Origin of the sequence: Huintestinicola sp., from assembly GCF_051882455.1 — a bacterium.
Lineage (GTDB): Bacteria > Bacillota > Clostridia > Oscillospirales > Ruminococcaceae > Huintestinicola.
In genome coordinates this window covers 1-4,123 of sequence record NZ_JBJERV010000010.1, presented here as the reverse complement: position 1 = coordinate 4,123, position 4,123 = coordinate 1, and the positions used below count along the sequence as shown (strand labels likewise).

Annotated in this window: 5 protein-coding genes; all 5 read right to left on the bottom strand. The window is 50.2% G+C overall.

Annotated features, from left to right (window positions below; genetic code table 11):
* Positions 1 to 151: 151 nt before the first annotated feature.
* Positions 152 to 697: a phosphodiesterase gene (gene yfcE, locus ACI4J0_RS01525; protein WP_439764052.1), complete on the bottom strand. Its 546-nt coding sequence runs from the start codon at positions 695 to 697 to the stop codon at positions 152 to 154.
* A gap of 280 nt (positions 698 to 977) precedes the next feature.
* Positions 978 to 1,433, bottom strand: a complete 456-nt coding sequence (locus ACI4J0_RS01520) for a DUF1934 domain-containing protein (protein ID WP_439764051.1) — start codon at positions 1,431 to 1,433, stop codon at positions 978 to 980.
* Between the two features lie 14 nt (positions 1,434 to 1,447).
* Positions 1,448 to 2,293, bottom strand: a complete 846-nt coding sequence (murI, locus tag ACI4J0_RS01515; RefSeq protein WP_439764050.1) for a glutamate racemase — start codon at positions 2,291 to 2,293, stop codon at positions 1,448 to 1,450.
* Between the two features lie 42 nt (positions 2,294 to 2,335).
* Positions 2,336 to 3,397: a D-alanine--D-alanine ligase family protein gene (locus ACI4J0_RS01510; protein ID WP_439764049.1), complete on the bottom strand. Its 1,062-nt coding sequence runs from the start codon at positions 3,395 to 3,397 to the stop codon at positions 2,336 to 2,338.
* A 55-nt stretch (positions 3,398 to 3,452) separates the two neighbouring features.
* The coding region (locus tag ACI4J0_RS01505; RefSeq protein ID WP_439764048.1) for an Hsp33 family molecular chaperone HslO at positions 3,453 to 4,123 on the bottom strand (671 nt) is incomplete at its 5' end.

Here is a 4,123-nt window from a genome sequence, read left to right as displayed (position 1 = left end):
GGCGACAAGGGGCTCTGCCCCCTTGACCCCCGCAAGCCTTTGAAAAGGCTTGAGCGAAACTTTTAGTGTGGTGTTTATTTGTGCAACTTTTTTCATTTCTCCACTTTATCGACAAGCTGTATCGTTCGGGTCTGTGTACCCGAACGATTTTTTATTTTAAAGTGATATCTTTAAGAGGATTGCCCTCCATATCCTTAACGGTGAATTTATTGTCCTCGAAAATTACGTAGCTGCGCGGATTTCCGCCCTTGGGGAGAGATACGGAGCCTGTGTTCACGATATAAATGCCGTCCTTTTCCTCTGCACGGTAAAGGTGGGTGTGACCGCTTATGACAATGTCCCCCTTGTTAAGCATTGGCATATCATCGGGGTCAAAAAGATGTCCGTGGGTGCAGAAAACCATTCTGTCTCCCAGCCACATTGTCATATAGTCCGCCATTACGGGGAACTCCAGCACCATCTGGTCTACCTCGGCTTCGCAGTTTCCTCTGACGCAGAGGAGCTCTTTTTTGTGCTCATTCAGCATTTTTATAACTTCCTTCGGGGCATAGCCTTCGGGGAGGTCGTTTCTCGGGCCGTGATATAAAAGGTCTCCCAAAAGAATAAGCTTCTTCGGCGCCTCCTCTTCGTAACGCTCAAGGAGCTTTTCAAGGCAGGGTGCAGAGCCATGGATATCCGAGGCAAACATCAGCTTCATAAAAAATTTTTCCTTTCCTTTGATTTGATGAAACAGGTATAAGCGGTAAATATCTGTTAAAACAGGGCATATCCTGTGCAGATACCTCTTTCGGGGAGTTTTTTCAGGGTGAACAAACGCCGCCTCAGCCGCATAAATTATTATAGTACGGCATTAGTTCAGGCTGGCGAGACGGGCGGCGGAAGATGCGGATCGGCCGTCCTTGGGAGACCCGTCCTATCGGTACCGAATGTCGTTTTATATAAATCGTACCCGTCCGTGCCTGCGGACGGGTACTGTTTTAATCTGCGGTCACTTCAAAATAGACCTCGTTTTCGCTTATGAAAGCGGAATTTACGTCAATGGTGTATTTGAAATACAGCACGCCGCCCTCCTCCGAGAGACGGTTTATAATTCGTGACGCGGAAATGCCCAGAAGCATATCGCCGTACTCCGTGCCGTAGTGGCAATGGTGGCGGCGGTTCTTTTCTATCACAAGGTGAGAGTCAGCCGAGCCCTTTCTTGTCATTGAGGCAAGGCTCTCACCGATACAGGAAACGGTGGTGGTGGAGCCTGCAAAGCCTGTGGCTTCGCTGTCCTCGTAGGATATCTCCCAGCCCTCTGCGTTTCCGAGCTTAATGGGCTTCAGGGTCCCCTGGGTGATAAGCTCCATTACATCGGGAAGTCCGTTTTTTGAATCTGAAACGCTTTTGAGCGTAATGGTTACTTTTTTTGCTTTTCCTTTTGCCGACGGCATTTTTTTCATTCCTTTTATTTCTGAGATATATCGTCTATGGATATCTGAGTTACCTCGCCCATAAGCTTATTTCCGATGAATGCATGGGCATTCGTCTCGAAAAGCTCCTTGCTGTCGCTGGTGAAGTAGGAAACCTTTCCGCTTTCTTCACGCGCTGAGAGCATATTCCTGCTTGCAAGCATATTCATGGTGTATTTAGCCGCCTCGGCACCCGAGGATATGAGCTTCACGCCCTCGCCCATATACTCGGCGATAGCGTCGTACAGAATGGGGTAATGGGTACAGCCTAAAATGAGAACGTCCACATTTTCGTCCTTGATGGGCTTCAGGTAGCGCTCGGTCATTGCTTTTACCACAATGTCGGAGGGGTCTGTGATGCCGTTTTCCACCATGGGGACGAACATGGTGCAGGCGTTGCCGATAACAACGGCGTCCTGCCTGATGTTGCGTATCGCCTTGCCGTATGCTCCCGAGCGGATAGTGGCGGCGGTGCCGATAACGCCTATCCTGCCGTTTTTGGTGGCGGCGCAGGCTGCCTGTACAGCGGGTATCACAACTCCCGTAAAGGGGATATCTCCTGCGAAATCCTTCTGCTTACCCACCACCGAGGATACTGTTCCGCAGGCGGCGATTATCATTTTAACATCATGGCTCTTGATAAAATTCACGTCCTGGCGGGCGTATTCGAGAATAGTTTCCCTGCTTCGTGTGCCGTAGGGAACTCTTGCGGTGTCGCCGAAATAGATGATATTTTCCGAGGGCATGAGCTTCATAAGCTCTGCGACGCAGGTAAGCCCTCCGAGACCCGAATCAAAAACGCCGATCGCCTTTTCGCTGTTATCTGCCGAGAAATCTGCCATAATACTCTTATGACCGTCCTTTCCTGAGAGGTTCGGTAAAAATCAGTTCCTTTCAAAAGCAAGCTTTATCAGCCTGTCAAGCAGCTCGCCATAGGGTATGCCAAGCTTTTCCATAAGCTTCGGGTACATACTGATGGAGGTAAAGCCGGGCAGTGTGTTGAGCTCGTTCAGATAGACCCTGCCGTTGTCCGCAAGGAAGAAATCCACTCTTGAAAGACCGAAGCAGCCAAGCGCCTTGAATGCCTTAACAGCTGTCTCACGTATCTCCTTTGAAGCTTCAAGGGGGATATCCGCAGGGATATTGAGTCCCGAGGTGCCGAGTATGTATTTTGCGTCATAGTCATAGAAATCGTTGCAGGAGAGAATCTCGCCCACGTCAGATGCAAAGGGGTTATCCGTTCCGAGAACGGCACATTCCAGCTCTCTGCCCTTGATATATTCCTCAACTATGACCTTTTTGTCGTGGGTGAAGGCAAGCTTTACCGCATTTTTCAGGTCCTCAAAGCAAGCTGCCTTGTTTACGCCCACCGATGAACCGCTGCATGCCGGCTTTACGAAAAGGGGATAGTCAAGCTCATCTGCAATGCGCTCGCATACCGCTTCAAGATTGCCCAGATCGGACTGTCTTACAACTCTGTAGCGAGCCATATTGACCCCGTTTTTCTCTAAAACGGTGTGGGTGTATTCCTTGTCCATGCAAGCGGCGGAGGCAAAGCAGCCGCAGCCCACATAGGGGATACCCGACATATCCAGAAGTCCCTGCAGTGTGCCGTCCTCACCGAATTTTCCGTGAAGAACGGGGAAAACCACGTCCACCTTTACAATGGTGATGCGGTTGTCGGTTATCTTTGCAATGCCCCTGTAAAGAGGGTCGGGGAGAATTGCTGCGGGAACGCAGTCGGGGTCGCTTTCCCATCTGTCCTCCTTGATGCAGGAGATGTCTCCGGGATAGAAGAACCATCTTCCCTTGCGTGTTATGCCGATGGGTATGATCTCATACTTATCGGGGTCGAGATGAGATATAACGTTTGAAGCTGAGATAAGCGAGATATCGTGCTCGTTTGACATTCCGCCGAAAATAACGGCGACTCTTGTTTTTGCCATACGGCTCATTCCTTTCGATTTGTGCTATACTAATATTATTCCGAAGCAGAGGGGATTATGACTTTGCCTGACGGGAAAGCTCCCTTATCTGCTCGGAGGTGAAGGTGTATTTTTTTCCGCAGAAATGGCAGCATACCTCGGAGCTTTCTTCCTCCTCAGCCATTGCGTCAAGCTCGGCGCTGCCTATGGAAATAAGCGCTCTTTCCACTCTTTCCCTTGAGCAGTCGCATTTGTAGCGGGCGGTGAGGTCGTCCATTACATTAGGCTTTAAACCCTCAAGCACCTTCATAGCCATTTCCTCGGCGGTAACGCCCGAGGAGAGCATCTGTGTGACCGAGGGAAGAGAGTTTACATTCTTTTCAAGTATATCAATGCAGCTTTCGTCCGCGAAGGGGAGAAGCTGTACCAGATATCCTCCTGCTGCCTTAACGGTCAGGTCGGGATTTACAAGAACTCCCAGACCGCAGACGGTGGGTATCTGTTCGGAAACGGCAAAATAGCTTGCGATATCCTCGGCTATCTCGCCCGAAACGATAGGCACCTGACCGCAGTAGGGCTCTTTAAGACCCAGATCCTTAACAACAGAAAGTGTGCCGTTCTTTCCTACCGCACCCGATACGTCCAGCTTGCCGAACTTGTTCAGAGGTATCTCAACAACGGGGTTGCATACGTAGGATTTTACGTTTCCGAAGCTGTCCGCAACGGCGATAAGCGCGCCTGCGGGAC

Excerpts from the sequence above, each read along its gene's own strand:
- ACI4J0_RS01510 (WP_439764049.1), bottom strand. The coding sequence starts at position 3,397 with ATGGCAAAAACAAGAGTCGCCGTTATTTTCGGCGGAATGTCAAACGAG.
- yfcE (WP_439764052.1), bottom strand. The coding sequence starts at position 697 with ATGAAGCTGATGTTTGCCTCGGATATCCATGGCTCTGCACCCTGCCTT.
- murI (WP_439764050.1), bottom strand. The coding sequence starts at position 2,293 with ATGGCAGATTTCTCGGCAGATAACAGCGAAAAGGCGATCGGCGTTTTT.
- ACI4J0_RS01520 (WP_439764051.1), bottom strand. The coding sequence starts at position 1,433 with ATGCCGTCGGCAAAAGGAAAAGCAAAAAAAGTAACCATTACGCTCAAA.